Source organism: Nocardia sp. CA-119907 (assembly GCF_050955995.1).
Lineage (GTDB): Bacteria > Actinomycetota > Actinomycetes > Mycobacteriales > Mycobacteriaceae > Nocardia.
In genome coordinates this window covers 2,401,256-2,423,294 of record NZ_CP192091.1, presented here as the reverse complement: position 1 = coordinate 2,423,294, position 22,039 = coordinate 2,401,256, and the positions used below count along the sequence as shown (strand labels likewise).

Annotated in this window: 20 protein-coding genes; 9 read left to right on the top strand and 11 right to left on the bottom strand. The window is 66.0% G+C overall.

The window, feature by feature from the left end:
- Positions 1-250: 250 nt before the first annotated feature.
- Together ACQP2D_RS10845 and ilvD are read left to right on the top strand one after the other, a co-directional pair.
- On the top strand, positions 251-871 hold the full coding sequence (locus ACQP2D_RS10845) for a PH domain-containing protein (RefSeq protein ID WP_433683589.1): 621 nt from the start codon (positions 251-253) through the stop codon (positions 869-871).
- A 338-nt stretch (positions 872-1,209) separates the two neighbouring features.
- Positions 1,210-3,051, top strand: coding sequence for a dihydroxy-acid dehydratase (gene ilvD / locus ACQP2D_RS10840; RefSeq protein WP_433683588.1), 1,842 nt, complete (start codon positions 1,210-1,212; stop codon positions 3,049-3,051).
- 133 nt (positions 3,052-3,184) lie between these two features.
- On the opposite strand, the gene ACQP2D_RS10835 is transcribed toward ilvD, so the two are convergent.
- The gene (locus ACQP2D_RS10835; RefSeq protein WP_433683587.1) at positions 3,185-4,084 is read right to left on the bottom strand and encodes a DoxX family protein; all 900 of its coding nucleotides are present in this window, start codon (positions 4,082-4,084) and stop codon (positions 3,185-3,187) included.
- Between the two features lie 111 nt (positions 4,085-4,195).
- On the opposite strand from ACQP2D_RS10835, the gene ACQP2D_RS10830 reads away from it, so the two are divergent.
- Positions 4,196-5,302 (top strand): PQQ-dependent sugar dehydrogenase, encoded by a 1,107-nt coding sequence (locus ACQP2D_RS10830; protein ID WP_433683586.1) that lies wholly within the window; start codon positions 4,196-4,198, stop codon positions 5,300-5,302.
- 65 nt (positions 5,303-5,367) lie between these two features.
- Here ACQP2D_RS10830 and gatB read toward each other — a convergent pair whose 3' ends face one another.
- From gatB to ACQP2D_RS10800, 6 genes are all read right to left on the bottom strand, one after another.
- Complete coding sequence (gene gatB / locus ACQP2D_RS10825) at positions 5,368-6,873, bottom strand: Asp-tRNA(Asn)/Glu-tRNA(Gln) amidotransferase subunit GatB (RefSeq protein ID WP_433683585.1); 1,506 nt, start codon at positions 6,871-6,873, stop codon at positions 5,368-5,370.
- Positions 6,874-6,919: 46 nt separating this feature from the next.
- Positions 6,920-8,302: an alpha/beta hydrolase family protein gene (locus ACQP2D_RS10820; protein WP_433683584.1), complete on the bottom strand. Its 1,383-nt coding sequence runs from the start codon at positions 8,300-8,302 to the stop codon at positions 6,920-6,922.
- Between the two features lie 66 nt (positions 8,303-8,368).
- Entirely contained in the window at positions 8,369-8,812 is a 444-nt protein-coding gene (locus ACQP2D_RS10815; RefSeq protein WP_433683583.1) for a hypothetical protein, read from the bottom strand.
- 55 nt (positions 8,813-8,867) lie between these two features.
- Entirely contained in the window at positions 8,868-9,902 is a 1,035-nt protein-coding gene (locus ACQP2D_RS10810) for an ATP-dependent 6-phosphofructokinase (protein ID WP_433683582.1), read from the bottom strand.
- A 71-nt stretch (positions 9,903-9,973) separates the two neighbouring features.
- Positions 9,974-11,803, bottom strand: a complete 1,830-nt coding sequence (locus tag ACQP2D_RS10805) for a protein kinase domain-containing protein (RefSeq protein ID WP_433683581.1) — start codon at positions 11,801-11,803, stop codon at positions 9,974-9,976.
- A 174-nt stretch (positions 11,804-11,977) separates the two neighbouring features.
- Positions 11,978-12,862 carry a serine hydrolase gene (locus tag ACQP2D_RS10800; RefSeq protein WP_433683580.1) on the bottom strand — a complete coding sequence of 295 codons (885 nt, stop codon included), beginning with the start codon at positions 12,860-12,862 and terminating at the stop codon, positions 11,978-11,980.
- Positions 12,863-13,360: 498 nt separating this feature from the next.
- On the opposite strand from ACQP2D_RS10800, the gene ACQP2D_RS10795 reads away from it, so the two are divergent.
- Positions 13,361-13,843, top strand: coding sequence for an adenosine-specific kinase (locus tag ACQP2D_RS10795; RefSeq protein WP_433683579.1), 483 nt, complete (start codon positions 13,361-13,363; stop codon positions 13,841-13,843).
- A gap of 5 nt (positions 13,844-13,848) precedes the next feature.
- Here ACQP2D_RS10795 and ACQP2D_RS10790 read toward each other — a convergent pair whose 3' ends face one another.
- The 3 genes from ACQP2D_RS10790 to ACQP2D_RS10780 all read right to left on the bottom strand — a co-directional run bounded on the left by ACQP2D_RS10790 (position 13,849) and on the right by ACQP2D_RS10780 (position 17,548).
- Positions 13,849-15,702 carry an ABC transporter ATP-binding protein/permease gene (locus ACQP2D_RS10790; RefSeq protein ID WP_433683578.1) on the bottom strand — a complete coding sequence of 618 codons (1,854 nt, stop codon included), beginning with the start codon at positions 15,700-15,702 and terminating at the stop codon, positions 13,849-13,851.
- Between the two features lie 80 nt (positions 15,703-15,782).
- Positions 15,783-16,970 (bottom strand): NADH:flavin oxidoreductase, encoded by a 1,188-nt coding sequence (locus tag ACQP2D_RS10785; protein ID WP_433683577.1) that lies wholly within the window; start codon positions 16,968-16,970, stop codon positions 15,783-15,785.
- Complete coding sequence (locus ACQP2D_RS10780) at positions 16,967-17,548, bottom strand: TetR family transcriptional regulator (RefSeq protein ID WP_433683576.1); 582 nt, start codon at positions 17,546-17,548, stop codon at positions 16,967-16,969. Before ACQP2D_RS10780 ends, ACQP2D_RS10785 begins: the two co-directional genes overlap by 4 nt.
- A gap of 149 nt (positions 17,549-17,697) precedes the next feature.
- On the opposite strand from ACQP2D_RS10780, the gene ACQP2D_RS10775 reads away from it, so the two are divergent.
- From ACQP2D_RS10775 to ACQP2D_RS10755, 5 genes are all read left to right on the top strand, one after another.
- Positions 17,698-18,075, top strand: coding sequence for a DUF488 domain-containing protein (locus ACQP2D_RS10775; RefSeq protein ID WP_433683575.1), 378 nt, complete (start codon positions 17,698-17,700; stop codon positions 18,073-18,075).
- 415 nt (positions 18,076-18,490) lie between these two features.
- Complete coding sequence (locus ACQP2D_RS10770; RefSeq protein ID WP_433683574.1) at positions 18,491-18,961, top strand: fluoride efflux transporter FluC; 471 nt, start codon at positions 18,491-18,493, stop codon at positions 18,959-18,961.
- A complete protein-coding gene (locus ACQP2D_RS10765; protein ID WP_433683573.1) occupies positions 18,958-19,305 on the top strand; it encodes a DUF190 domain-containing protein in 348 nt (115 codons plus the stop codon). The genes ACQP2D_RS10770 and ACQP2D_RS10765 overlap by 4 nt, the downstream gene beginning before the upstream one ends.
- Positions 19,302-19,676, top strand: a complete 375-nt coding sequence (gene crcB, locus ACQP2D_RS10760) for a fluoride efflux transporter CrcB (RefSeq protein WP_433683572.1) — start codon at positions 19,302-19,304, stop codon at positions 19,674-19,676. The genes ACQP2D_RS10765 and crcB overlap by 4 nt, the downstream gene beginning before the upstream one ends.
- Before the next feature lie 429 nt (positions 19,677-20,105).
- Positions 20,106-21,383, top strand: coding sequence for a HupE/UreJ family protein (locus tag ACQP2D_RS10755; RefSeq protein ID WP_433683571.1), 1,278 nt, complete (start codon positions 20,106-20,108; stop codon positions 21,381-21,383).
- Here ACQP2D_RS10755 and ACQP2D_RS10750 read toward each other — a convergent pair.
- Positions 21,368-21,919 carry a dihydrofolate reductase family protein gene (locus ACQP2D_RS10750; RefSeq protein ID WP_433683570.1) on the bottom strand — a complete coding sequence of 184 codons (552 nt, stop codon included), beginning with the start codon at positions 21,917-21,919 and terminating at the stop codon, positions 21,368-21,370. The genes ACQP2D_RS10755 and ACQP2D_RS10750 overlap by 16 nt on opposite strands.
- Positions 21,920-22,039: the final 120 nt, after the last annotated feature.

The window sequence follows — 22,039 nt, the reverse complement described above, 5'->3', positions numbered from 1 at the left end:
ACTCTTGTCCCGAACACAAAAAAGCCCCCGACAGCGCAGGGCTGTTCGAGGGTGGCGCGTCGCAACGCGAGCTGACGTATTCGACTCAGGTAGTCAGGCTCAACGCTGGACGCGCCGGCCGATTACGAGCAACTCGTTTCGATTCACGCGCATGACGGTATGTGTGCGCGAGCCGATCAGTCAAACAGGTCTCATTATGTGAGACCGAGCGGGTGCTCGAGTCCGTTCACCATGATGCGAGGATGGTGGTGTGTCATCACCGCATCAGTCCGTGCCACCGGCTAAATCGTCCCATACGCCCGCGGCGGGATCGGAGACGGGTAGCTCGCCGGAACCGACCGAGCCGAAGCAGACGATGCAGGTCATCCGCATTACGCAGATGGCCTACCTCGGTGTGGTCGTCTTGCTGTTCTGCGTATTCTTCGCCTTCGTCGGCTGGCCGATCGGACTGTGGTGGCTGCTGCTGCTGCCGGTCGCCGCGGCGGTGTGGATCGCGCGCACGCGCACCACGGTGTCGGAAGGCGGGTTGGATCTGCGCACGGTTTTCGGTTCGCGACATCTCGACTGGGCACAGGTCGCGGGCGTCAGCATTCCCAAGCGCGGGTTCGTGCGCGCCCATCTCAGCGACGACACGGATGTGAAGCTTCCCGCGGTCAGCTATGACCGGCTGCGCGATCTGATCCGGGCGTCGAACGGCCGGATTCCCGATCTGTTCGCGGCCGAGGCCGCGGCACGGGCGGCCGAGCGCGAGGCCGAGGCGAAGACGGCCGAGGCGAAGACGGCCGAGGCGTCTGCCGCCGAAACCGAAGCACCGGCCGCCGACACCAAGACACCTACCGCGGAGACCGAGGCGCGCGACTCCGACTCGTAGCGGTTCACCGACGGCGGGAACAGCGACCGCCGCCGGTAGGCTCGCTGACGAATGCGCGGTCCGGTGACCGCGTCGGACGGACGATCCCCGCCCGCACGCACCGGACCGGTGGATACCGACGGTGCCGGAACGGACACGGCCGATGACACCGTCCGCGCCGACGACCACCTCGCGGCGACACCATCCCGAACACCGACCGATGGCGATCAGCGCCGTCGACCGCCGCGAAAAGCCCGCCCACGCGCGGGAGTAACGTGGACGGTCGTTGAGAATTTGCTCAGCAGAGCGAACTCCGCGCAGTCGCACATCAGCCCCCGCGACCTCCCGAGGATCCATACATGCCACCGCTTCGTTCACGCACAACCACCATCGGCCGCAATGCCGCAGGCGCGCGCGCACTCTGGCGCGCCACCGGTATGACCGACACCGACTTCGGCAAACCGATCGTCGCCATCGCGAACTCCTACACCCAGTTCGTGCCGGGCCACGTGCATTTGAAGAATGTCGGTGAGATCGTCGCCGACGCGGTGCGCGCCGCAGGCGGTGTGCCACGGGAGTTCCACACCATCGCGGTCGACGACGGCATTGCGATGGGCCACGGCGGCATGCTCTACTCGCTGCCCTCGCGCGAGATCATCGCCGATTCGGTCGAATACATGGCCAATGCGCACACCGCCGACGCGCTGGTGTGCATCTCCAACTGCGACAAGATCACGCCGGGCATGCTCAATGCCGCTATGCGCCTGAACATTCCGGCCGTATTCGTTTCCGGTGGGCCGATGGAGGCCGGTAAGGCCGTGGTCGTCGGCGGTGTCGCGCAAGCACCCACCGACCTGATCACCGCGATCGCGGCCAGCGCCAATATGAACGTCAGCGAGGACGGACTCACCGAGGTCGAGCGCAGCGCCTGTCCGACCTGTGGATCCTGCTCCGGCATGTTCACCGCCAATTCGATGAACTGCCTCACCGAGGCGCTCGGACTCGCACTGCCCGGTAACGGGTCGACGCTGGCCACCCACGCGGCCCGCCACGCGCTGTTCGAGCGGGCGGGCACGGTGATCGTCGATATCGCCAATCGCTGGTACCGCGAGGACGACGCATCGGTGCTGCCGCGGAATGTGGCCAATGCCAAGGCCTTCCGTAATGCGATGGCCCTGGACGTGGCGATGGGCGGTTCCACCAATACCGTGCTGCACACCCTGGCGGCCGCGCAGGAGGGTGAGATCGACTTCGATCTGCAGACCATCGACGAGATTTCTCGCAAAGTGCCGTGCCTGTCCAAGGTGTCGCCCAATTCCGACTACCACATGGAGGATGTGCACCGCGCCGGTGGCATTCCGGCCATCCTCGGCGAGCTGCGCCGCGCCGGTCTGCTGGAGACCGACGTGACCACGGTGCACACCACCAGCTTCGACGAATGGCTCGACACCTGGGATATTCGCTCCGGCAAGGCCTCCGAGGAAGCCATCGAGCTGTTCCACGCCGCGCCGGGCGGCGTGCGCACCACCGAGCCGTTCTCCACGAACAACCGGTGGTCGTCGCTGGACACCGACGCCGAGGGCGGCTGCATCCGCGATAAGGCGCACGCCTACACCGTCGAGGGTGGTCTGGTCGTATTGCGCGGCAATATCGCTCCCGATGGCGCGATCCTCAAGACCGCGGGCATCGATGAGGAGCTGTTCTCCTTCCAAGGCCCGGCCGTCGTGGTCGAATCCCAGGAGGCCGCGGTCTCGGCGATCCTCGGTAAGAAGATCAAGCCGGGCGATGTGATCGTGGTCCGCTACGAGGGGCCCAAGGGTGGGCCCGGAATGCAGGAGATGTTGCACCCCACCGCATTCCTGAAGGGCGCGGGTCTCGGCAAGGAATGCGCGCTGATCACCGACGGCCGGTTCTCCGGCGGCACCTCCGGCCTGTCGATCGGCCATATGTCCCCCGAGGCCGCCGCGGGCGGCGCCGTCGGCCTCATCGAGGACGGGGATCAGATCCGCATCGACGTCAAGACCCGCACCCTCGAGGTGCTGGTGGACGAGGCGACCCTGGCCGAGCGGCGCGCGAAAATGGATGCCTCCGAACGCCCTTGGCAGCCGGTCGACCGGATCCGCCCGGTGACCACCGCCCTTCGCGCCTACGCCGCCCTGGCCACCTCGGCCGACAAGGGCGCGGTTCGCCAGGTGCCCTGATCCAGGTCTGACGGATAAGCGGCGTCTCACCTCATATCGGGGTGGGACGCCGGTCCCCGTATCCGAGTGCCGCACAATGCAATCGGTGCCCCTCGTCCGCGACGAGGGGCACCGATTGCATTGTGCGGCAGGGTCAGTCGAACGGACCGATGCCGGTCAGTGGGTTGCCGCCGTGCAACCAGTACCAGGTGCCGATGGCGGCGGCGATCGCGAGGATCAGGACGGCGAAGGAACCGAAGGCGGGGCGGGTGGCCCAGCCGCGGTTGCGGTCGAAGGATAGGCGGCCCGGGCCGGTCAGCAGCAGGACGACGGCGGTGCCCGCGAGAACGGACTCCAGTTCGACGCCGCTCTTGATCGAAGACTTGTACTGGAAGCCCGGGACCATGCCCTGCTTCCACAGCCACGCGTCGATGATCACCGCCAGTACCGCACCCGCGGCCAACGGGCTGGCCAGGCCGAGGACGAGCAGTGCACCACCCCCGAGTTCACCGGCGATGACCAGGATGGTGGACAGCGTCGCGTGGTCCCAGCCGCCACCGCCCATCATGTCGCGAGTGCCGTCCAGACCGGGTCCGTTGAACCAGCCGGTGAGCTTCTGCAGGCCGTGGTAGATGAAGGTGCCGCCGACCACCAGGCGCAGCACGAACAGGCCGAGATCGAGCGTGCCGCGGCGGACATCGCCATTGCGGCGGCGCAGTGGGCGGCTCGGCTCGCCGGGACCGTTCGACGCGGGTGGGATGCTGGCGTAGGCGTAGGCGGCGTTGGCGGTGTCATTGGCCCTGGTTTGTTCGCCCACCGAGGGGATCTCGGGATCGAGGCCGAGCTCCTCTTCCGTGCGCGGCACATCTTTGGTCAGATCGGGACCTCGGCCGCTCGGCGGAGTATCGGAGGGCAGGTTCAGTCTGGGCATCACGCCGGTGGGTGAATCGTAGGGGCTGGTCACGCCACGACCGGTGGATGACACCGCCGACTGCTCATCCATCAGCGCGCCCTCGGTGCCGTGCGCGGATGTGTCTTTCGGCTTCTCGGTCACGGTCGATACCCTATGCCGCCGCGCGCACCGGCGTGCGGTGTGCACGCGACGGCGTGTCCGTTTCCCGACCCGGAGCGGCACATCGGCCGCGGTTTCCGTAACGTCTGAACCATGAGTTTGGTTGTCGCGGGGCGTATCGCCCTGAGCTTGGCGCTCGGCTCCGTACTGCTGGTCGGCTGCGCTCGGTTCGACGATTCCGCCTCCAGCCCCTTCACACCCGAACCGACCTTCAACCCCGCCGAACCCAAATCGCCGCAGCAGAACCCCTCGCAGCGTGCTCGCCCGACCGGTCCGTGCATCGACCCGGACCCGAATGTGATCACCACCTGCCTGGACTCCACCGGCGGGATCATCGCGTTCGGTGATGATGCGCTGGTCGCCGAGCGGCGCACCGGTCGCATCTACAAGACCGTCCCGGTGGATCCGAGCGATCCGCAGTCGCCTCCGATCTTGGTCAACCAGGTCGACGTGGACGGCTCCGGTGATGGCGGCATCACCGATATCGCACTCTCGCCGACCTACCGCGAAGACGGACTCATCTACGCCTACATCACCACCGCGTCCGATAACCGGGTGGTGCGCATCGCCGAGAACGGCCCGCCGAAGGACATCCTGACCGGCATTCCGAAGGGGTCCGTCGGCAATCACGGCGCGCTGGAATTCGTCTCGCCGACCGAGCTGCTGGTGCTGACCGGCAATGCGGGCAATCCCGGTCTGGCCAGCGCGCCGTCGTCGCTGGCCGGCAAGGTGCTGCGGATCAACTCGCCGTCACCCGGGGCCAATGCCGAGGTCGTGGTCTCCGGTCTCGGCACCGCGGGCGATCTCTGCGATGACGGCAAGGACAGCGTCTGGATCACCGACCGCACCGCGACCGAGGACCGGCTACAGCGCCTGGCCAAGGACGGAACCGTCACCACCGCCTGGACCTGGCCGGACCGTCCCGGTGTCGCCGGCTGTGCGGCGGGTCCGGATGTGGTGGCCATCGCGATGTCGGGGGCGAAGGCACTGGCCATCGCGAATCCGGATGCGAACACCCATGCGGTGACGGCCGCGCCGACCTTTATCGTGCAGGACAAATACGGCAGGCTCGGCGGGGCGGCGGCCGGCGGTGACGGCACCATCTGGGCGACCACGGTCAACAATGACGACAATCACGGCCCCTTCGACGATCGCGTGATCAAGATCCCGCCGCCGTCGTCGAGCACCGGCCCGGACTGACGAGCACATATGCGACTGGACCGGCCCCGAGGGACCGGTCCAGTCGCGTTGGTGGCAGTCGGAACTCAGGCGCACGCCGCGAGCACGAGTTCGCGTACTCGCGCCGCGTCCGCCTGGCCGCGGGTGGCCTTCATGACATCACCGACGATCTTGCCGGCGGCCTGCACCTTGCCCGAGCGGATCTTCTCGGCGATATCGGGATTGGCCTCCAGTGCCTTCTGCACCTCGGCCTGCAGCGCGGTCTCGTCGCTCACCATGCCGAGGCCCTTGGCCTCGACGATCTTCGCCGGATCGCCCTCGCCCGCCAGCACGAAGTCGACGACCTGCTTGGCGACCTTGTTGTTCACCGTCTTCGACTCGACGAGCTTGATCACCTCGGCCACCTGGGCCGGCGTGATCGGCAGATCCTCCAGCGAAACCTCACGCTCCTTGGCCTTTTCGGTGAGGTAGGCGACCCACCACGACCTGGCGTCGTTGACCGGGGCACCCGCGTCGACGGTGGCGATGATGAGATCCAGCGCACCCGCGTTCACCAGGTCGCGCATGACCTCATCGGACAGCTCCCAGTCGGACTGGATGCGCGCGCGGCGCAGCCACGGGTACTCCGGAATGGTGCCGCGCAGCTGCTCCACCCAATCCTCGGCGGGCGCAACGGGTTCCAGGTCCGGCTCGGGGAAGTAGCGGTAGTCCTCCGAGGTTTCCTTCACCCGGCCGGGCGAGGTGGTGCCGTCGGCCTCGTGGAAGTGCCGGGTCTCCTGCAGGATCGAGCCGCCGTCGGCGAGAATGGCGGCCTGGCGGCGCATTTCGAAGCGGACCGCGACCTCGACGCTCTTGAGCGAGTTGACGTTCTTGGTCTCGGTGCGGGTGCCGAATTCCGTTGCGCCGATGGGCATCAGCGAGACATTGGCATCGCAGCGCAGCGAGCCCTGCTCCATCTTGACGTCGGATACCTGCAGCGACTTCAGAACTTCACGCAGTGCGGTCACGTACGCGCGCGCCACCTCCGGCGCCCGCTCCCCCGCGCCGGTGATCGGCTTGGTGACGATCTCGATGAGCGGCACTCCGGCCCGGTTGTAGTCCAGCAGCGAATGGCTCGCGCCGTGGATGCGGCCGGTCGCGCCACCGATATGGGTGGACTTGCCGGTGTCCTCCTCCATATGCGCGCGCTCGATCTCGACGCGGAAGGTGCTGCCGTCGTCGAGCGCCACGTCGAGGTGTCCGTTGGTGGCGATCGGCTCGTCGTACTGGCTGATCTGGTAGTTCTTCGGCTGATCCGGGTAGAAGTAGTTCTTGCGCGCGAAGCGGCCCCACGGGGTGATCGAGCAATTCAGCGCCAGCCCGATCCGGATCGCCGACTCCACGGCCTGCTGGTTCACCACCGGCAGCGAGCCGGGTAGACCGAGGCACACAGGGCATACCTGAGTGTTGGGAGCCGCGCCGAACTCGGTCGGGCAACCGCAGAACATCTTGGTCGCGGTGTTCAGCTCGACGTGAACCTCCATGCCGAGCACCGGCTCGAACCGGTCGATGACATCGGCATAGTCCATCAAGTCGACGGTGGGTGCACTCATAGCGATCAGTCTATTGACCCGCTCACCGCCCCCGCCACGCGGTTGGTCAGCGGGTCGAGGCGTGCTGAGCCAGCCACGCGGTGACGTAGCCGAGGACCTCGGGCGAGATGGTGGTTTGGATGGTGGTGTACTCGCCGGGCAGGCCGGAGTTCGCGGGCTGCATGAGGTGGTTGAGGTCGGGGAAGACGTGCACAGTGGCGTCGGGATCGGCGGCGAGGCGATCGCGCATCGGCTGTTCGTTCTGGGTCGCGAGCACCTGCATGTCCTTGGTGCCGAAGAAGGCGAGGACCGGGATGCGCAGGGCCGAGAGTGCGGGTGCCGGATCGTAACTGATGAAGGCCGCCATATAGGGCGTGTCGTAGGCGTTGAGCACGTCGGCGGACGCGCGCTGCTCCGGCGGGAGGGACTCGTTGTGCCGTTGGCTCAGATCCTTGGCGGCGGCCAGATCGCCGGAGCGGATCAGGCTGGTCCATTCGGTGATGTAGGCGACCTGCTCATCGATGCGTGACTGCGGTGCGCCGGCTGCGGTGAGCAGTGCGCGGTTCTGTTCGATCAGCACCTCCCAGCCCGGTACCGACGGACCGGCCATCAGGATCGCGAAGGCGATGCCGCTGTCCGGGCGCGCGGCCACCAGCGGTGCGAGATAGCCGCCCTCGCTGTGGCCGAACAAGCCGATGTGGGCCGGATCGATATCCGGACGGGCGCGCAGGAAGCGCACACCGGCCGCCGCGTCATCGGCGAGGTCGTTGTAGTTGGCGTCGTCGAGTTTTCCGCTGGTACCGCCGACGCCTCGGTCATCGGTGCGCAGCACGGCGTAGCCCGCGCGGGTGAAGGTGTCGGCCAGCAGCAGAAAAGGCTTGTGGCCCATGAGTTCTTCGTTGCGGTCCTGTGCGCCACTGCCGGAGATCAGCAGGATCGCCGGAAACGGTCCGTTGCCCTCGGGCTTGGTCAATGTGCCCGCGATGGTGATATCACCATCGCGGTAGGTGACATCCTCGGGCCGGTAGGGATACGGCGGTTTCGGCTCCTGTGGGTGCGCGGGCTGCTCGACCTTGCCCGGTTGCAGCGTCAGCGGCAGGCTCTGGCCCGCTTGCCGGAACTCGCCGACGATACGGTCGGAACCCTTGTCGAATTTGCCATTGAACACGGGGTCGCCCGGCAGGTTCGGAATCGCGAATGCCACCCGATCCGGTTGCGTGGAAACATCTTTCAGCTCCGCGTCGTGCACGCCCTGTAGCGGAATGTCGATGGTGGCGCTGCCGTTATCGGCGAAGCGCACCCCGACCGACAGCGGCGCGCCGGGCACCTCGATGGCGCCGTGCCAGTCGCCGGTGAGCGAGCGCGGCGCACCCTTATCGGATGACGAGCACCCCGCCACCACGGTGACGATCAGGAACACAACCGAGACGAACCATCGCCCACTGCGCATGCCGCAACACTACCGACCCCTGTGATCGGTTCCGGCGAAAACGCAGTGTCGACAGCACCGCGATCCTCACGCCCCGCGCGCGTATCGAACCGCCGCGGCGATCGCTTCCATATCGAGTTCCAGCGTGGGGTCGTCCTCCTGCGCGTCCTGGAATTCCAGGATCGCGTCCGATACCCCGCCGCGCCGCGCGACCGCCAGCAGTTCCCGGCGCACGAAGGCGCCGAGCGGCAATTCGGCGGCCCGAGCCCGGCGGCCGAACATGCCGAGCACGTCGGCGGGCAGGTCGTAGACCTGGATGAGCGTCAGCGCGGCGGAGTCGAATGCCGGGGTCAGATCACGGCCCTGGGACTCCAGGAATTCCACGATCGTGTCCACCGAAGTTCGCCTGCGCGCCATCGCGATCAGTTCCTGACGAACGACATCCTCGACCGCTATGCCCGCCGCACGGGCACGGCGGCGGAACACCGCGACAGCATCGGTGGGCAGATCGGATACCCGGAGTTGAGCCACGGTGACCAGAGTAGCTGTGCCACAACCGATTCGGCAGGTCTCGATTGTGCAACAACTAGCCGAAAAAGGCCTCGGCTTCGCGATATCGATCCTCGGGCACCCGCTTGAGCTGCTTGGTGGCCTCGGACAACGGCACCAACTCGATGGAAGTGCCGTGCAGCGCGACCATTTGACCGAAGTGCCCGGCATGCACGGCCTCGGCCGCATGCAGTCCGAAGCGGGTGGCCAGCACCCGGTCATACGGGGTCGGGCTGCCGCCACGCTGGACGTGGCCGAGCACCGTCGTGCGGACCTCCTTGCCGATGCGGCGTTCGATCTCGGCGCCGAGTTGCTGGGCGACACCGGTGAACCGCTCGTGGCCGAATTCGTCGATACCCCCTTCGCGCAGCGCGAATCCGGAATCGGGGGCGGGATGCGCGCCCTCGGCGACCACGCAGATGAAATGCTTATCGCCGCGCTGGAAGCGTCGCTTGATCATCGAGCACACATAGTCCACATCGAAGGGCACCTCGGGGACCAGCGTGAGGTGTGCACCCGCCGCCATACCCGAGTTGATCGCGATCCAGCCCGCGTGCCGACCCATCACCTCGACCAGCATGACGCGCTGATGCGATTCCGCGGTGGTGTGCAGCCGGTCGATCGCCTCGGAGGCGATGGACAGCGCGGTGTCGTGGCCGAAAGTGACGTCGGTGCAGTCGATGTCGTTATCGATGGTCTTCGGGACGCCGACCACCGGGACGCCCTCGTCGGACAGCCAACTGGCGGCGGTGAGTGTGCCTTCGCCGCCGATGGGGATCAGCGCCTCGATGCCGTTGTCGTCGAGGGTGCGTTTGATCTGCTCCAAGCCGGCCCGCAGCTTATCGGGATTGGTGCGGGCGGTGCCGAGCATGGTGCCGCCCTTGGTGAGCAGGCGGTCGGTGCGATCGTCGTTCTGGATGGTGATCTTTCGGTCTTCCAATAGGCCGCGCCAGCCGTCCTGGAAGCCGACGATCGCGTCGCCGTAGCGTCCGTTCGCGGTGCGAACGACGGCACGGATGACCGCGTTCAGTCCTGGACAGTCGCCGCCTCCGGTCAAGACTCCGATGCGCATGGCGCATATCTTGCACCGCTTTGCGCGATCATGTGGGCGCACCCCCATGAACCTTGGGTAACGGCTATGCCTCAATACACATAGACGATCGCGTTCTCGCCGCCGCTACAGGTCGCGAATTGATCACCAGCGGTGCAATTCATTGTGTAGTCGCGATTGCTGATCGGGCTGTGCGCAACGATCGAGCGGTCGGTGATGGCGTCGCCACCGTTGGCGTACGCCTTGCGGACCTCCTCGGCGAAGGCACAGCTGGTGACCGTGGTGCCGATCGCGGATGAGGTGAAGCGGCCGAGGGCCGGGTACAGCTGGGCGCACGGCTTGGCCCCGGCGGGCAAGCGGGCGGGCATGGTCGTCGTGGTCGGCTGCGCGGAATGGTCACCGAAACCGTTGCGCACGTACCAGCCGACGACGCCCGCGATCACGAGGACCAGCAGTGCCGCGACGATCCACCCGACGCGCGAGGATCGGCGCGTGGACGTCGGTGACCGATCGGGTGGATACGGTGCGTCGGACTGGGGCATCGGCATGTCGGAGGTTTTCGCGATGGCCTCGGTGGTGGCGTCGAGTGGTCGTCGCATCGGATCCGATGGATGCCGGGGCACGATCGTCGGCTCCAGCCCGGTGATCGGCTGGGGGCCACTGATCGAATGCGGGCCACCGGTTGGATGCGGCCTGCCAGATGCCTGGGGTCCCTTGGTCGGCGGCGGCGCACTGGGTGACTGCGACCCACTGGTCAGCTGCGGCCCGGAGGTCGGATGCAGCCCGAAGGTCGGTCGCGGCCCACTGGTCGACTGTTGTCCCCTGGTCGGCTGCGGCCCGGCGATCGGTTGCGGCCCACCGGTCGACTGTTGTCCCCTGGTCGGCTGCGGCCCGGCGATCGGTCGCGGCCCACTGGTGGATGGCGGTCCCGGCACGGACTGCGGCCCGCCCGCCGATGGTGGCCCGCCCGCCGACTGGCGCCCCACCGCTGATTCGGGCCCGAATGCCGGAAATACGACGGTGGCCGCGGCGCGCGACGGGCGCGGGGATAGCTGCGCAGTCGGCAATTCCGAATTCGGCACCGACGATGTGCCCGAGACCGCCGCCCTGGCCGCCGCCGCCAGCGCACCGGCCGTCGGGTAGCGATCGGCGGGCTCCTTGGCCATGCCGCGCGAGATCACCTCGTCCAGTGCGGCGGGCAGTTCGGCGCGCATGGTGGTCGGCCGTGGCGGCGGAGCCGAAAGATGCGCCCGGATCAGCGAACTCATGCCGTCCGATGGAAAAGGTTGTGCGCCGGTGAGGCATTCGAACAGCACGCAGGCCAGCGAGTAGACATCGGCGGTGCCGCCGATCGGGGTGATATCGAATCGTTCCGGCGCGATATAGCTATAGGAGCCGATGGCCTGGCCGGTCGCGGTCACGCTCGGATCGCTTTCGGAGCGAGCGATGCCGAAATCGGCGAGGTATGCGAAATCCGAGGGGGTGACCAGAATATTGGCCGGTTTGACGTCGCGATGCACCAAACCCTCGGCATGCGCGGCATCGAGCGCGGCCGCGACCTGTTCGATAATGCCGACCGCGCGGGCGGGGCTCAGCGGTCCCTTCGCCCGCAGCACCGAGCGCAGATCACTGCCGCGGACCAGCCGCATATCTATATAAAGGACACCCTCGATCTCGCCCCAATCGTGGATCGGGATGACGTGCGGTTCGGCCAGCCGGGCGGCAACCCGGGATTCCTGCCGGAACCGCCGCTGGAACCGTGGATCGTCCGCCAGCCCCACGGGCAGCAGTTTGACCGCGACCACCCGGTCCTTGACCGTGTCGTACGCCTCGTAGACCTCCCCCATTCCACCGCGGCCCAGCAGGGCGCGCAGTTCGTAGGGGCCGAATCGCGTACCGGCTCGCGACTCCGTGTCGTCCACCCCGTTTACCTCCACCTCGCGGCCACGACCCCAGTCGTGGTCCGGCGACCTCACCCGATAGGTCGGGATTCTCGGGTTCCGCCGTTACCCGGTCAAGTGTGCGCGCTCAGGTCGCCGCCTGCGCGGCCATCAGGACCGCGTGGGCGTTGCCCCTGCGCATGGCACCGCGCCCGATCAGGAACAGGCGCCGCCGGAGAGTTCATCGAGATGTTGCGAGATCACCGTGGCCAGCCGATCCAGGATGTTCATACCCTCTGAGAACGAGCCCGAATCGGGTTGTACGGCAATGGCGATCGCAATCTGCCCGCCCGGTCCCTCGATCAGACCGAATTGGCGGACCAAATAGGAGCCGGAGGTATCGGGCCCCCAGCCGCCCTTGAATTCCGCGCCGGTGAGCCCGCCGAGGCCCCAGCGCTGACTCGACGTGATCTGCTCCATCAGGTCGATCACATTCGCGGCCTGCGGCAGACACGGTAGTCGGGAGGCGAATCGAACCTGCTCGGTCAGCGACCAGTCCGCCTGACCGAAGGCCGAGGCATCCGATCGAGTCTTGGTGGCGGGCACCGCGGTCTTGGTATCGCCGCCCTCGCGCAGTACGGCCTCGACCGCCTTGGCCGCCTCCTGGCCGGTGCCGAGCGACTGCCAGAGGGTATCCGCCGCCGCATTGTCGGACTGAGTGATGGCCGCGGTCGCCGCGTAGCTCGAACTCGTCGAACTCTTGCGGAATGCGGCGATCGTCAACGGAACCTTCATCGTCGACCAGGCGGGTCCGGTGGTCCAGTCGCCGAAGGTCACCATCTTCTCGCCGCCGACCGGCATAACCGCCATGCCCAGCTTGCCGCGCACGCTCACCTGCAGTTCCTGGAAACCGGCGGCCAGCGTGCCCGGCACGGTGACCGACAGATGCTGCTGGTCGGTATGCGCCGCGGCCGCGGTGATGCTGGTCTCCGCTGCCGAATTCCTACCGTGGTCCGCACCGCATCCGACCAGGACGAGCAGTCCGGTCAACGCGGCACCACCGATCGCCATCCGCAGGCGCCGGGTTCGATCAAAATACATACTTCGACACATTCTCGTTTCGAACTCCCCCGGGTTTCGATATCAATACGGCATCCCGACACCGTACTTGGCATTCCTGCTGGCCGCCCACCGCAACCGCGCCGAGGTCACCGAACCGCGCACAGCGACAACGGCTTACGACGTGCTCGACCAGCATGAACACCGGGACTCGCGCACCCGGGTGGCGTCGGTCGGCCGCAATCGGCAGCGATGCCCGCATGCCGCAGGCGGCGGACCGCACCCGTGAACTCATCCTTCAGAACGTACTCGACGGATCGATCGCATCCCACTTTCGCCAGGCATGACGCAAATGTGACACCGCATCACGGCTGTGCCGAACCCACTCGCAGACAAGGGCTCTCATTGCCGCGTCGGCATCCCGGGATCGACGTCCGCAGCCCGGATGACCACCTTTTCGCTGGTAGCCGTCCCGATAGTCCCGACGGGCAGGGCGTGTCGCCCTGGCGCACAAGCACGCGGGCAGCGCAGGATAGGGCAATGGAGCTGACTTCGGTACACATCGATAAGCCGGACGATCTCAATGTCATCATCGGGCAGGCTCACTTCATCAAGACCGTTGAGGATCTGCACGAGGCACTGGTGGGGATCAGTCCGCATCTGCGGTTCGGGTTGGCATTTTGTGAGGCGTCGGGGGCGCGATTGGTCCGAACCTCCGGTAATGACGATGAGCTGACCGAACTCGCCACCAAGAACGCGGTCGCGCTGGGCGCGGGACATTCGTTCATCGTCTTTCTGCGCGAGGGGTATCCGGTCAATGTGCTCAATGCGGTTCGGCAAGTTCCCGAGGTCTGCGGAATCTATTGTGCGACAGCCAATCCGGTCGAGGTCTTGATGGCCGAGACCGAGCTGGGACGAGGGATTCTCGGCGTTGTCGACGGTGCTGCGCCGCTGGGCGTCGAAGGTCCGGACGATCAGCGCGACCGCAAACAGTTGCTGCGTCAGATCGGGTACAAGTTGTAGACGGCTCACCGTTTGTCGAAGTGAGGCACGAACAACCAACCGCCACCGCCGGTGAGTTCGAGCCGGGCGGTGTGGTGCTGGTCGACGGTGGTGCGGTGCGCGGTGCTGAACAAAATGATGTCGGGGAGTTCGGTGCGGATGAGGGTGTAGAGGGAGAATTCCAAACCTTCGTCCACGGCCGATGTCGCCTCGTCCAGGAATGCCGCCTCAGGGCGGATCAGAATAATCCGAGCGAATGCCAATCGCTGCTGTTCACCGGGCGAAAGGATATTCGCCCAATCGGCCTGATCATCCAATCTGGTCGCCAGATGGCCGAGTTGCACCTTCGTGAGGACCGCACGCAACTCCGCATCGGAGGCGCTGTCCGGTGTCGCGGGATAGGTGACGGCCGCGCGCAGATCGCCCAGCGGGAGGTACGGCAGTTGTGAGATGAACATGGTGCCGCTGGCCTCCGGTCGGCCGACGACACCACGGGTATAGGGCCACATCTCCGCGATGGCGCGCAACAGCGTTGTCTTGCCGGTCCCGGAAAGCCCTTTGACGACCACCGCGTCCCCGCTGCGCAGCCGCAGATTCAGCTCCTCGATCAACAGCGCACCGTCGGGCTTCGACACGTCGACCTGTGTCAACTCCACCGAACCGTCCAACGCGCGCACGCCGATAGTAGGCAGTCGGCGCGATTCCTCACTTGCCTCGACGAGACCGTACAGGCGCAGCATGGTCGCCCGGAAGGACGCGAATTGGCTGTAGCTGTTGCGGAAGAACGACAGCGATTCCTGGATCTGTCCGAATGCGGAACCGGTCTGATTGACATCACCGAGTGTGAGCGTCCCGACGAAGAAGTGCGGCGCCTGGATGAGCCAAGGAAAGACCTTGGCCACCTCGGTAGCCGCCGAATTCCAGCCGATGAAGCGGGTTGTGAACAGGACCAGGCGATAGTAGACGCGCAGCACTTCCGCGAATAGCGTACGCAATCCCGTACTTTCCGCGCCCCCGCCGCGATAGAAGGCGATGCGCTCGGCATTCTCGCGCAATCGGACCAGCGCATAGCGGAAGTCGGCCGTGACGGCCTGATATCGGAAGCCGAGCTGGATCAATGGACGGCCGAGCCAGAACGCAACGACCGTGGCCACCAGCACGTAGACGAACACCAGGAAAACCATTGCCCGTGGGATTTCGACACCGGCAATCTTCAGCGGCTCCGAAAGGTGCCACAGGATCTCGCTGAAGGACACCACCGACACAACGGCGGTGACCGCCCCGAGCGACAGCGACCGTGCACCCGAGATCATATCTCCGACATCCTGTTGGATGCGCTGATCCGGGTTATCGATAGGTTCCTTGATGAATCGGGCCCGATAATAGGCTCGATCCCCGATCCACGTTTCGGTGAGATTGTCGGTAAGCCAACGGCGCCAGCCGATTTCGAAGATCTGACCGAGATAGAAATCCAGCTGGGTGCGCACCACTTCGGTGATGGCGAGCAAGGCGAAGATGGCCAGCGAATGCCAGAACGCGTTCTCGGCGGCATCGAGCCCGTGGCCGTCACGGCGCCCCATCGCCTGGGCGGCACGCTGCAGTGCCGAGAACATGTCATTGCCCTGATAGGACAGCAGCACCTGCACCCGGACCGATAAAACGGCACTCAACATCAGCACCCCGACCATCGGGATACTGCGCAACGCCGCACTACCGGTGAAAAACCCGCCGGTGACGATCCGGAAATGCCGACCCCATACGGTGATCCGCAGCAACAACACCGTGACAAGGAGAAAGACGACGGCGGCGATCGGGAAGGCAATGAGCAGCCACCGCGCCGACCCGGCGAGTTCGTCGCTCCAGTCTCGTGACGCAGGCACCGCAGTCTCCGATCGTTTCCGGGCAGCATCGAAACAGCAGTCGACGCCCGGCGTCGGGCGTGTGAATGCAACGTTACTTGCTACCTGCGCAAACTCGGTGGATCCTGATCGACTCGCAGCACACAGCGGGTGCGGGTGTAGATCGTCGGCATGCACTCGTTGCAGTGGATACACGCCGACCGCGTGCGCTGATCGGCTTGAATGCGGTGCAGCAGATCCGGTTCGCGCAGCAGTGCCCGCCCCATCGCGACGAAATCGAAACCCTCGCCCATCGCCTGCCGCATCGTGTCGAAGTCGGTGATACCGCCCAGAAGAATGAGTGGCATCGATAGCTCCTCACGGAACTGACGAGCGCGCTCGAGCAGATATGCGTCCCGATACGGGTACTCACGCAGAAAGGCCCGGCCCATCAGGCGAAAGCCCCACCGTGCCGGTGCGGGAAGAACTTTCGCGAATTCCTTGCGCGGCGCGGTGCCGTGGAACAGCAGCATCGGGTTGAGCAGTGAACTTCCGGCGGTCAGCTCCAAGGCGTCCAATGCACCGTCCGCCTCCAGCCACGACGCCACCCGCAACGACTCCGGAACCGAAAGCCCACCGCGCACACCGTCTTCCATATTCAATTTGGCGGTAACGGCCAAGCGGTCGCCCACCGCATCGCGCACCGCGCGCGCGACCTCGCGAGCGAGTCGGGCCCGATTCTCCGGAGATCCGCCGTATCGGTCCTTGCGCCGGTTCAGCAGCGGACTCAGGAAAGAACTCACCAAATAGTTGTGACCGAAATGGATTTCGACCGCATCGAAACCCGCCTGCTCGGCCAGGCGGGCCGCATTCGCGAAATCGGCGATGACCGTGGCGATTTCGGACAGATCCGGAACCTGCATGGGGCGCATGCCGAGTGGACTGAACATTCGACTCGGCGCCAACGCTGGTGCGCGATTGGATGCGGCATTCGCCACCGGGCCCGCATGACCCAGTTGGGCACTGGCCGCCGCACCTTCGGCATGTACCGCATCGGTGAGCCGGCGCAATCCCGGCACGGCCTCCGGACGCATCCAGATCTGATGCCGGTCGGTGCGTCCGCCCGGTGATGTGGCGCAGTAGGCGAGTGTGGTCATCCCGACGCCACCGGCCGCGACTTCCCGATGGAAATCGATCAATTCGTCCGTGACCAGCGCATCCGGTGTCCGTCCCTCGAAGGTCGCCGCCTTGATCACCCTATTGCGCAACGTGACCGGGCCCAGCGTGGCCGGCGCGAATACCTCGTTCATTTCCGCTCTCCCGTCGCCGCGGTGAGTCCGGCGACCACGAAATCGCGCAGCGTGCGCACCGCCTCGTCCGACATCTCACGCTCCCCCGTTCCGACACCACCGAACTGCACGATGATCAATTCGAATGCCAACGCCCATCGCCGCCGACTCTCGGACTCACTCACCTCCGGCAGCAAACCGACCCAGTCGTCCATTCGGAACCAGGGGCGATGCCACACCGTCGGATGCCGTCCGAGGACGACCTGGGCCAGCAGCCACAGGTGCAGCCGCCCGACCGGATCGGCCGCCAGCCCGATGAACGGCTCGATCACCGCGTCCACGACCGCCGCCACCGATCCGTGCGCATCGGTCACCTCGGTCAGCCGTTCGGCCCACAGCGATCCGAGCCGATCCTCCAGCAGCGCCGCGACCAGCGCCTCCTTCGACCCGAAGTGATAATGCACCGCGGCCGAATTCGCCCCCGCCGCCGCACACACCGCCCGCACCGAGACGTCGTCATACCGCTGGGTCAGCAATAGCCGCTCAGCCGCGAGCAGTAGCCGCTCCCGAGTCCCCGTCGCCGTTGTCCGCTCCGTCATGCACAGAGTCAACCACGGTTTCCATCATCGATTCAAGCATTGATTGAATCGATGATTGACAGGCCCGGAGCTATCATTGGGCCACCTCGATGCGGGCAGGGATTCCGATGGCGCACTGCGCCGCGAAAACGACCTGATCAGGAGGGAGCATGATGAGTCAGCACATCGGCTACCGGAGAATCTATGAAGCGCCCATTCCCTCCGATGGGACCCGGGTACTCGTCGATCGGGTGTGGCCGCGCGGGATGCGGAAGGCGGATGCGCATCTGGACGAGTGGATGCGCGATATCGCTCCGTCGACCGAACTGCGCCAGTGGTACGGCCATCGGCCGGAGCGGTTCGCCGAATTCCGTCGCCGATACCTGGCCGAATTGCGGGACACGCGACATCGGGACGCGGTCGCGCAGCTGCGGGAGCTGGCCAGCCGACATCCGGTGACGCTATTGACCGCCACCCGCGACATCGACCACAGCCAGGCCGCAGTCCTCGCGAACTGGATTGCGGCGCAGAAGAATTCGCCGGACTAGGCACGACGTATTTCGACATATTCTCGCGGCCATGCCCGTGCCTCATCCCGGCGTTGCGGGACGCTGCCCGCATCTGGTCTATCGCTCGTCGACGATCTCGCCGGTCTCCGCAGCGGCGTCCTCAGTCAGCGCCATGGGGCCCACCAGCGGGAAGCCTTGCGAGGCACCGATCGCCGCCAGCATCTGCTGTGTCGATCGATCCGCTGATCCGGCCGCCGAGGAACAGGAGACCAGCGCACGGCGATCGGTGCAGCAGCGGCATGGGCTAGGCTCAGCAGTCTGCGGAATCCATCATCTGATCGGAACCGCGCGGCGGTGGGGCTCGCCGTACCCGAACCGCGGTCACGCACCGCCAACGGTCCCTACTTGTGATGACCGGCGCCCACACCTGGGCGCGCCACGAGTAGGAGAAACCGTGCCCACACCACCGCCCGCCACCCCAATCGGATCAGATCCGTTCGCTGCCCGACCGCGTCGTGCACGGCTGCGCGAGCACGTCCCCATCCTTGCTGTGATCGCCCTCGGCGGCGCGATCGGCGCCACCGCCCGCTACGCCGCTTCGCTGCTGTGGCCGACCGCGCCCCGCGCGTTCCCCTGGACCGTGCTGCTGGTCAACATCACCGGCTGCGCCGCGATGGGCGCTCTCATGGTTCTGATCGTCGAAGTCTGGACCGCACAACGGCTGCTGCGCCCATTCCTGGGCACCGGTGTCCTCGGCGGCTACACCACCTTCTCCACCTACGCCGCCGGCTTCCACCACCTCGTCGACACTCGTCACGCCGCCGCCGGGCTGATCTACCTCGCCGCCACACCGATCCTCGCGCTGACCGCCACCTGGACCACCGCCACCCTCACCCACACCCTGATCGACCGGAGGACACGATGACCCGCCTCACCGGAGACGCGCTACGCCTGACGGTGTTCATCGGCGAAAGCGACACCTGGCACCACAAACCATTGTTCAGCGAGATCGTCCACCGCGCCCACCACGCCGGACTGGCCGGGGCCAGCGTGTTCCGCGGCGTGGAAGGCTTCGGCGCATCCTCACGTGTCCACACCACCCGACTGCTGTCGCTGAGCGAGGATCTGCCGGTCGCCATCGTCATCATCGATTCCGCCGACCGCATCCGCGCATTCCTACCCCACCTCGACGAACTCGTCAGCGAAGGGCTCGTCATCCTCGACCCCGTCGAAGTCATCCGCTACGTCGGCCGCACCGAACAATCATGACCTGGCTGCTCGTCATCGCCGGGGCCGCGATCGGCGCCCCCGTGCGCTACCTCACCGACCGACTCGTCCAAGCCCGCCACGACACCGTCTTCCCCTGGGGCACCCTCACCGTCAACCTCGTAGGCAGTCTCACTCTCGGGCTCCTCACCGGCGCGGCCACCGCGGCAGCCGTAGGCCCCAACCTGCAATTGCTGATAGGCACCGGCTTCTGCGGTGCCCTGACCACCTACTCGACCCTGTCCTACGAAACCCTGCGCCTGACCCAAACCGGCGCACGCTTCCACGCGATCGCCAACCTCGCCGCCACGATCCTCGCGGGGATCGGTGCCTTCTACACCGGCACCGCACTCACCCATGCCTTCTGGCACTGAACCAACCACCACACGAGCCGCACCACGCCCAGCCCGAGGCACGGCGCCCGCCGCGGCCATGAGGTAGGCGGTGCACAGAGCACGGCATCGCGCACCACTACTCGCCACTCGGTCATGGTGTCGTTGCGACGAACGTTTTCCGGCGTGAGGTGCAGTTTCCCTTGCGGGAAGGCCATTTCGAACCTCCGACTGCGGAAGCAGTGAATAGCGCCGCCACCAAACTTCGACACCGGGCTTCGACCAGAACGATCACCGGGCCAGCCGCCACTCTGTCGCCCGGCCCCTTGGGCCCAGAGGCTATCCGCACGCGGACCTTGCAGGCCATCGCGAAGATAGGTAGATCGACCGATTCAGGCGCGCCCGTGAAACGCACACCATTGGCCCGTGACACGAACGCTACGAAGGGCACTGGTCGCGCTGGGTTGTGCAGTGATTGTATTGCTGTACAACCCGATTGCCGCATCAGCACATCCGATGCCGGGCACCAAGGTTCTGATCGATGTGTGCGAGACGGCGATCAATGCCGAATTGTTGATACCCACAGCCGATCTCGCGGAGGCCAGCGGTATCGATGTCGACGTGCGCACGCGCCTGTCGGGCGAGGACACCGCCGGACTGGTGAGCTATTTGCGCGGCCATTTGCGGCCCGCCACGCCGGACGGCGTGCCGTGGATCGTCCAGATCAGCGACATGCGTCTGGACTATGCAGACCAGATGGCCACCGGTTCTTACAAGGACCTCGTCGTCCATGCAGTGTTGACCCCGCCGACGGGCGTCGACATGCGCCGATTCGTGTTGGGCTACGACGCCGTCATCCACAAGGTTGTCACCCACACCGCCATCGTCTCGGTCCGGCAGGACTGGCGAGCCGGGCGAGTCGATGCCGGTAATGACGCCAGGCAGGTCGGCGTCGTACACATGGACGCCGAGTCCATGACCGTGCCACCCCTATCCGTGGATCTGACCAATGCCAGCGCGTGGCGGGGATTCGTCGGGATGGTGATACTCGGTGGCCATCACATTCTCGAGGGCACTGACCACCTCCTGTTTCTGTTCACCCTCCTACTACCGGCTGTGCTGATAGCCAAGGCTGGTCATTGGCACCCGGACAACCGCTTTCGTCGCGCCGTGCGCCACATCCTCACCGTCACAATCGCATTCACCGTGGGGCACTCCGCTGCGCTCGTGGTCAGCGCCCTGAGTCGGCTCGAGATCCCAGCGCGCCCGATCGAAACACTCATCGCCGCGACGATCCTGGTGGGCGGCGCACATGCTGTCCGGCCGCTGTTCCCGGGCCGAGAAGCCGTTGTCGCCGCGACATTCGGGCTTATCCACGGTATGGCGTTCTCGTTCAGCCTTGCCGAACTGAAGTTGTCCACCAGCCAACTGGCGCTCAGTGTGCTCGGGTTCAATCTCGGCATCGAGGCCATTCAGTTGCTGCTGGTCACCCTCGCCCTGCCACCACTGCTGGCACTGGGCACCACCCGAGCTCAGCCAGTCCTTCGCGTCGGCGGCTCACTCCTGGTGATCATCGCCGCCCTCGGCTGGGCATTCGATCGACTCGGTTTCGCCAACCCGATCGCCCGCGCCGCGGACCGGGGCGGCACAATGATTCTTCCGATCATCATTACCGCTGCCGCTGTCGCCGTTGTGGTGCTGGCCGCCCGGATGCTGCTGCGGTTGAACGGACCTCAGTCGGCGAGATAGCGCAGCATCACCACAGTGTTGAAGTGCCTCGTCTCGACCAATCGGAGCTGGACGCGCTTGTCCAGTGATGGGAACAGCGGTGTGCCACCGCCGAGCACCACAGGCGAGAGGAACAACTGGTACTCGTCGATGAGTCCGTGGGGCATCAGCGAGGCCGCGAGGCTCGCGCCACCGACCTCCATGACGCCATCGCCTCCGGCCTTGAGCCTGCGGACCTCCTCGACCGCGTTCTCACGCACCAGGGTGCTGTTCCAATGGACCTCGGTGAGCGTCCGGGAGAAGACAAGCTTGGGCTTCTCCGTCCAGAGCCCGCCGAACTCGCGCTCGATGCGCGACGCGTCCTCGGGCACGTGCGGCCAGTACTCGGCCATCAGCTCGTACAACCGACGGCCGTGCAGCGAGACCTCGATCTCGCGGTACCTGTCGTTGTGGAACTGGTGCAACTCCTCGTCCGGGTCAGTCCAGTCGATGCTGCCGTCGCGGTCGTTGACGTAGCCGTCCAAGGACACGCCGAACCCATAGATCAGTTTCCTCATGACCGGGTAGACGTCCTACGCGCTCGAAACTCATCGGTGCTCATCGGACCTCACCTCTGTGCTCGGCGGTGCGGGTGCCATCGGGTCGTTCCTCGATTGATGACGACCTGTCTGGATGCG

Bases quoted from the DNA above. Each gene is read 5' to 3' on its own strand.
- ilvD (WP_433683588.1), top strand. From the start codon at position 1,210: ATGCCACCGCTTCGTTCACGCACAACCACCATCGGCCGCAATGCCGCA.
- ACQP2D_RS10830 (WP_433683586.1), top strand. From the start codon at position 4,196: ATGAGTTTGGTTGTCGCGGGGCGTATCGCCCTGAGCTTGGCGCTCGGC.
- gatB (WP_433683585.1), bottom strand. From the start codon at position 6,873: ATGAGTGCACCCACCGTCGACTTGATGGACTATGCCGATGTCATCGAC.
- ACQP2D_RS10820 (WP_433683584.1), bottom strand. From the start codon at position 8,302: ATGCGCAGTGGGCGATGGTTCGTCTCGGTTGTGTTCCTGATCGTCACC.
- ACQP2D_RS10810 (WP_433683582.1), bottom strand. From the start codon at position 9,902: ATGCGCATCGGAGTCTTGACCGGAGGCGGCGACTGTCCAGGACTGAAC.
- ACQP2D_RS10800 (WP_433683580.1), bottom strand. From the start codon at position 12,862: ATGTATTTTGATCGAACCCGGCGCCTGCGGATGGCGATCGGTGGTGCC.
- ACQP2D_RS10795 (WP_433683579.1), top strand. From the start codon at position 13,361: ATGGAGCTGACTTCGGTACACATCGATAAGCCGGACGATCTCAATGTC.
- ACQP2D_RS10785 (WP_433683577.1), bottom strand. From the start codon at position 16,970: ATGAACGAGGTATTCGCGCCGGCCACGCTGGGCCCGGTCACGTTGCGC.
- ACQP2D_RS10780 (WP_433683576.1), bottom strand. From the start codon at position 17,548: ATGACGGAGCGGACAACGGCGACGGGGACTCGGGAGCGGCTACTGCTC.
- ACQP2D_RS10775 (WP_433683575.1), top strand. From the start codon at position 17,698: ATGATGAGTCAGCACATCGGCTACCGGAGAATCTATGAAGCGCCCATT.
- ACQP2D_RS10765 (WP_433683573.1), top strand. From the start codon at position 18,958: ATGACCCGCCTCACCGGAGACGCGCTACGCCTGACGGTGTTCATCGGC.
- crcB (WP_433683572.1), top strand. From the start codon at position 19,302: ATGACCTGGCTGCTCGTCATCGCCGGGGCCGCGATCGGCGCCCCCGTG.
- ACQP2D_RS10750 (WP_433683570.1), bottom strand. From the start codon at position 21,919: ATGAGGAAACTGATCTATGGGTTCGGCGTGTCCTTGGACGGCTACGTC.